The sequence below is a fragment of the Kitasatospora sp. NPDC057738 genome (genome assembly GCF_042798815.1).
GTDB classification, from domain to species: Bacteria; Actinomycetota; Actinomycetes; order Streptomycetales; family Streptomycetaceae; genus Kitasatospora; species Kitasatospora lactacystinica.
Genome location: NZ_JBHVJT010000091.1, coordinates 1 through 6,132 on the forward strand (window position 1 = coordinate 1; position 6,132 = coordinate 6,132).

The window sequence follows — 6,132 nt, forward strand, 5'->3', positions numbered from 1 at the left end:
TTTCTTGTTGTGTGTGTGGTGTGGTGTGGGGTTAGGGGAAGATGTTGTGGCCGGGGGTGAGGGTGTGGGTGGGGTCGTAGGTGTTTTTGGCGTTGGTGAGGGTGGTCCAGTGGGGGCCGTAGTGGTGTTGCCAGTCGGTGGGGGTCATGTTGGGGATGGCGCCGACGAGGTAGCGTTTGGCGCCGAGTTGGGTGGCGGTGTTGTAGAGGTTGCGGTTGCGGGTGAGGTGGGTGGTGGGGTTGGTGGTGGTGGGGTTGGGGAAGGCGAGGAGGTCGAAGAGGTAGGTGATGGGTTCGTTGGGGGTGATGGCGAGGGGGTGGGTGAGTTTGTTGGTGTGGAAGGGGTAGCAGAGGAGGAGGCCGGGGCCGATGTCGTCGGGGGTGAGTTGGGGGAGGGTGTGGTTGAGGAAGGTGGGGGTGGTGGTGGCGGGGAGGAAGAGGGAGAGCCAGGGTTTGGGGGTGTTCCAGTAGCCGAGGTTTTTGATGGTGTCGGCGAAGGTGTCGGCGCGGTAGGTGTATTCGCGGTAGGTCTGGTCGGTGATGGTGGTGGTGGTGGGGTTGAGTCCGGTGAGGAGGGGGGTGGGGTTGGGGGGTGTGGTGTTGTAGTGGGTGACGGCTTCGATTTTGTAGTGGGGGGGTTGTCCGTTGGGTTGGATGAGGATTTCGCCTGTTTGGGAGGGGAAGCGGCCGTCGTTGAGGATGGTTTGTTGGTCGGTGAGGAAGGTGTGTTGGTCGGTGTAGGTGAGGGTGAGGATGCGGGCGTTTTGGGGGGCGGGGACGAGTTTGAGGGTGGCTTTGGTGATGATGCCGACCTGTCCGGCGCCGGCGAGGGCGGTGTGGAAGAGGTCGGGGTTTCGGGTGGGGGTGGCGGTGAGGATGCGGCCGGTGCCGGTGACGATTTCGATGGCTTCGACGGTGTCGGCCTGGAGGCCGTGTTTGTGGACGGTGGAGCCGATGCCGCCGATGCTGATGGTGCCGCCGATGGAGAGGTGGAGGTAGTCGGTGAGGGCGGGGGGTGTGAGGTTTTGGGCGAGGGTGGCTTCGGTGAGTTGGGCCCAGGTGACGCCGGTGTCGACGGTGGCGTTGGTGGGGGTGATGGTGTGGATGCGGTTGAGGGCGCGGGCGTTGATGCTGATGCCGCCGGCGACGCCGGCCTGGCCGTAGTTGGAGTGTGATTCGAGGTCGTTTCCGGTGCCGCTCTGGCCGTTCATGGCGACTTTGAGGTTGTTGCGGCGGGCGAAGTCGATGATGGTGGCGATGTCGGGGGCGCCGGCGGGGTGGAGGACGGCGTAGGGGGTGTTGGTGGTGAGGCGGCCGAAGTCGTGGGCGTGGGTGTTGCGGGTGGTGGGGTTGGTGGTGAGGGTGCCTTGGATGGGGGGTAGGGGGGTGATGCGGCCGCGGGTGGGGGTGTCGGTGGTGGCCCAGGTGCGGGTGGTGGTGTTGTAGCCGATGACGGTGGCGGCGGCGCCGGTGAGCAGGGTGCGCCTGGACAGGGGGGTTCGGTTCATGCGCGGTGGTCTCCTCGGGGTGGTGGTCGGGCCCGGCGGGTGCGGGTGCGGGTGGTGTGTGGTGGGTGGCGGTGGTGCGGTCCGGCCGGTCCGGGGGTTTGTGTTCCTGGTCCGGTGGTCGGGTCGGCCGTGCCGGTCCTGCTGATCGCGGTCTTCTCGGCCTGTCGGTCGTGCAGGTCGTTCGCGCCTCGTCGACCCAGCCGGTCCAGCCGGTCCAGCCGGTCCAGCCGGTCCAGCCGGGGCTGAGCGGGCTGTCGGCAGTACTGGCTGTGCTGTTCCTGCTCGGCCTGTCTGCTCTGTCGGCGGTGCCGGCCGCGGGGTCCTTGCCGGTTGTGCCGGTGGGGGCCGCGGGTCTTGCCCGGTGTGTGGAGCGGCCGTGTTCGGTGCGGTTCATCCGTCGGGTCGGCTGCGCCGTTTCTTCCGGTCCTTCCGGGTCCTTGCCGCTGGTGCTGGTGCTGGTGCGGGTCGGGTTCCCGTGCTTGGCGGTTCGATCGGCCTGCCCTGCCGGTTGGGCCGTCCGCGCGGGTCTTGCCTGGTGCGTGGACCGGCTGCGTTCTGTGGGTGCTGCGGGTCGGGCCGGGGCCGAAGGGGCTGCGTCGGTGTTACTGGCCCTGTCGGTTGTACCGGCCTTGCCGTTCTTGCTTGTCGTGCGGGTTGTGCTGGTGCGGGTTCGGTTTTCGTTCCTGGTGGTGCCGCACGTGTGTCCTGCCGGTGCTGTCGGCCGTGGCCTGCCCTGCCGGTTGTGCCGGTGGTGCCGGTCTTGCTGGTCCTCGGCCGTTGTGGTCGTGCGTGCGGTGGGGCTTCTGCCTTTTGTAGCCGTGGTGCTGGTCCTGCTTGTGGTGCTGGTGCTGGTGCTGGTGCTGGGGCCGGTTCCTTTGCCTGCTGTTCCCGACGGCGCTGCTGGTCCCAACTGGTGTGGTGGTGTGGTGGGTTGGTGTTCTCGCCGTGCCGTTTCTCCTGGCCGTACCGGCCTTGCGGGGTGTGCGGGTGGTGCCGGTTCTGCCCTGGCCCGTCGATCCTGCCGGTTCTGCGGGCGCTGGCTGTCGTGCGGGTTGTGTTGGTGCGGGGGCCGGTTCCTTTGCCTGCCGGCCCCGTCTGCCGGTCCTGTGTGCTGCGCCGGGTGTTCCGGTCGTGTGTGCTGTAGCGGTTCCTTCCGCCTGTAACTGACCTGCTGGTCCTGCTTGTTGTTTCGGCGCCGGTGCGGGTGCGGGTGCGGGTCGGGTCGGTCGGGTCGGTCCCGCGGGCGTGCATGGCGGGTGGTGTGGTCTGGGTCGGTTCTGGGGGTCGTGGCGTGGGTGGTCCTGCGTGCGGTGGTGTCTTTGTGGTGTGCAACTGTGGTGCTGGCTTTGTGTGTTGTGCCGGTTCTGCGGGTCTTGCCCGTGGTGCTGGTGCTGGTGCTGGTGCTGTGTCGGGTGTGTTGTGTTGTGGGTGTTGTTCGGGTGGGCCGGTCTGTGGTGTGGGCCGGCCTGTCGCGGTGGTGCGGTGTGGCGGGTGGTGGCGGGGGCGGTGGCTGGGTGCGGGGTGCTGCCGGGGGCGTGATGCCGGGTGCCGGTGCCGCCGGGTGCCGGGTGTGTTGCTGGTGGCCGGGGGGCGGTGGCTGGGTGTGGGGTGCTGGGTGTGTCGCCGGCTGCCGGGGCCGGGGTGCCGCTGTGTGCGGGGTGCCGGGTGTGTTGCTGGTGGCTGGGTGGTGCGGGGGCCGGGGTGCCGCCGGGTGCCGGTGCCGCCGTGTGCGGGGTGCCGCCGGGGGTGTGCCGCTGGGGGCCGGGTGCGGGGTGCCGCGGGGTGCCGCCGGGTGGTCTGGTGTGTGTGGGGTGTTAGGGGGTGGTGTGGGTGGTGGTTTGGTAGTTGGTGAGGTCGAAGGTGCGGGTTTGTTGGCGGAAGCGCCAGGTGTAGGTGGGCCAGATGTTGGGGTTGTTGCCGTGGGTGTCGGTGTACCAGCTGGTGCAGCCGCCGGTGTTCCAGACGGTGTTTTTGAGGCGGTTCTGGAGGGTGGTGTTGTAGGTGGTTTGGGCGTGGGGGTGGACGTCGAGGGTGGTGAGGTGGTGGGTGTGGAGGGTTTTGAGGGCGGCGAGGATGTAGGTGATCTGGGCTTCGATCATGACGGTTTGGGAGGAGTGGCCGAGGGTGGTGTTGGGGCCCAGGAGCATGAAGAGGTTGGGGAAGCCGTGGATGGTGGTGCCGCGGTGGGCGGTCATGCCGTGGGTGTTCCAGGTGTCGTGGAGGGTGTGTCCGTGGCGGCCGTGGATGAGGTGGGCGATGGGGCGGTCGGTGGCGGTGAAGCCGGTGGCGAGGATGATGGTGTCGATGTGGCGTCGGGTGCCGTCGGTGGTGGTGATGTGGGTGGGGCCGATGTGGGTGATGGTGTCGGAGACGATGTCGACGTTGGGTTGTTGGATGGCGGGGTACCAGGTGTTGGAGAAGAGGAGGCGTTTGCAGCCGACGGTGTAGTCGGGGGTGAGGCGGGCGCGCAGGGTGGGGTCGGGGACGGATTTTTTGAGGTGGCCTGCGGCCATGTTCTTCATGCCGGTGGTGCGGGAGGGGCGGGACATGAAGAACGCGACGATTTCGCGGCCGTGTTTGTTGAAGGCGCGGCGGAAGCGTTGGTAGCCGGGGAGGTGGCGGAGCATCCAGGTGTGGCGGGGGGTGTTGGGTTTGTCGGGTTTGGCGGCGACCCAGGGGGGTGTGCGCTGGTAGAGGTCGATGTGTGCGGCGTGGGGTTGGATGGCGGGGACGAACTGGATGGCGGAGGCGCCGGTGCCGATGACGGCGATGTTGCGGCCGGTGAGGTCGTGGTCGTGGCGCCAGCGGGAGGAGTGGAAGACGGTGCCGGTGAAGGTGTCGAGGCCGGGCAGGTCGGGGACGGCGGGGTCGGAGAGGTAGCCGGTGCCGGTGACGAGGACCTGGGCGGTGTAGTGGCCGTGTTTGGTGCGGATGTCCCAGTGGTGGTGGGTGTCGTTCCAGGTGGCGTCGAGGAGTTCGTGGTCGTAGCGCAGGTGGGGGTCGACGCCGTAGCGGGTGGCGCAGTTCTTGAGGTAGGTGTGGACCTCGGTGCGGGTGGCGAAGGTGGATTTCCATTCGGGGTTGCGGGCGAAGGAGAAGGAGTAGAGGTGGGCCTGGACGTCGCAGGCGCAGCCGGGGTAGGTGTTGTCGCGCCAGGTGCCGCCGAGGTCGTGGGCGCGTTCGAAGACGAGGAAGTCGTCGATGCCGGCTTTGAGGAGGGCGATGGCGGTGCCGAGGCCGGAGATGCCGGCGCCGATGATCGCGACTTTGAGGTGGCGGACGGCGAGGTCGCCGGCGGCGGGGGCGGCGGGGGCGGTGGCCGCGGTGGTGGTGGTGCCCGTGCGGGTGTCCGTGGCCGTGCCGGTGCCGGTGCCGGTGCGGGTGTTGGTGGCGTCGGCGGTGGTGGTGGTGTCGGTGTCCGCGGTGGTGGTGGCCGCGGTGGTGGCCGTGGTGCTGCCGGCGCTGATGGTGGTGTCGGTGTCGGCGGTGGTGGTCGCGCCGGTGCCGCGGGTCGTGCCGGTGGTGGTGGTGTCGGGGGTGGGGGTCACCCCCGCCGCCGGGGTTGTGGGGGGTGCCGCCGGGGTGGCGGTGGGGGTGTTGGTGGTGGTGCGGTCGGGGGCGGGGGTGGTGGTCATGGCGTCGGTGTCCTCTTCTCGGGTGTCCTCGGTGGGCCCGGGGGTCAGGCGCGGCGGGTGAGGGTGACGCGGAAGTTGTTGAAGATGTGGTCTTCGAGGGTGTAGGCGAAGATGTCGAGGTAGCGCTCGAAGCGGGCGACGGTGGTCTCGTCGGTCATGGTGACGGCTTCGTCGCGGCGGGCGGCGAGGAGTTGGAGCCAGGCGCGGCAGGCGCGGGCGAAGGACTCGGGTTCGTTGCGGATCTCGGTGACCTCGAAGAGGCCGTCGAGGCCGGCGGCGAGTTCGGGCAGGCGCGGGATGTGGCAGCCCTCGAACTCCTCGCGCTGGAGGAACTTCAGGTCGTCCAGGAGCTGGCGGCGCAGCGGGGGGTTCTCGACGGTCATGGTGTGCAGGACGAAGCGGGCGCCGGGCTTGAGGAGGGAGTGGACCTGCTTGAAGAAGACGCGGTAGCGCTGGGTGCGCTCCTTGGGGGTGAGGGAGGAGAGCACGAAGTGTTCGAGTGCGTTGATGCAGAACGCGGCGTCGTAGGGGGCCTGGCCGTCGGCGAGGCGGTGGTCCTCCCAGCTTTCGACGCGGGCTTCGATGGCGGGGTTGGCGAGGGCGTCGACGAAGTCGGCCTGGGTGCGGGAGAGGGTGACGCCGACGGCCTTCTTGACGCCGTGGACGGTGGTGAGGCGGTTGAGCATGGTGCCCCAGCCGCAGCCGATGTCCAGGACGGTGTCGGTGCGGGCGGCGCGGGCGAGGTCGGTGAAGGCGTCGAGCTTGCGTTCCTGGGCCTCGTCGAGGACGGCGACGAGGTCCTCGCCGTCCTCCCAGTAGCCGCCGGAGTACATCATGGTGGGGCCCAGGATGAGCCGGTAGAGCTCGTTGGGGACCTCGTAGTGGTGGCGGATGGCCTCGACGTCGGGGTTGATGGAGCGGGCTTCGACGGTGGTCATGGGATGGGGCCCCTCGGTTGACGATGGTGGGTATCGGACGGGTGGGCGGCGG

3 protein-coding genes are annotated in these 6,132 nt (G+C 68.9%); all 3 read right to left on the reverse strand.

From position 1 onward, the window contains the following. Positions 1-31: 31 nt before the first annotated feature. Positions 32-1,507, reverse strand: a complete 1,476-nt coding sequence (locus ACFVGO_RS34540; RefSeq protein ID WP_359914076.1) for an FAD-binding protein — start codon at positions 1,505-1,507, stop codon at positions 32-34. A gap of 1,814 nt (positions 1,508-3,321) precedes the next feature. Next, positions 3,322-5,142: a flavin-containing monooxygenase gene (locus ACFVGO_RS34545; protein WP_380636089.1), complete on the reverse strand. Its 1,821-nt coding sequence runs from the start codon at positions 5,140-5,142 to the stop codon at positions 3,322-3,324. Positions 5,143-5,186: 44 nt separating this feature from the next. Then, positions 5,187-6,080 carry a class I SAM-dependent methyltransferase gene (locus ACFVGO_RS34550; protein WP_359914070.1) on the reverse strand — a complete coding sequence of 298 codons (894 nt, stop codon included), beginning with the start codon at positions 6,078-6,080 and terminating at the stop codon, positions 5,187-5,189. Positions 6,081-6,132: the final 52 nt, after the last annotated feature.

Excerpts from the sequence above, each read along its gene's own strand:
- ACFVGO_RS34540 (WP_359914076.1), bottom strand. The coding sequence starts at position 1,507 with ATGAACCGAACCCCCCTGTCCAGGCGCACCCTGCTCACCGGCGCCGCC.
- ACFVGO_RS34545 (WP_380636089.1), bottom strand. The coding sequence starts at position 5,142 with ATGACCACCACCCCCGCCCCCGACCGCACCACCACCAACACCCCCACC.
- ACFVGO_RS34550 (WP_359914070.1), bottom strand. The coding sequence starts at position 6,080 with ATGACCACCGTCGAAGCCCGCTCCATCAACCCCGACGTCGAGGCCATC.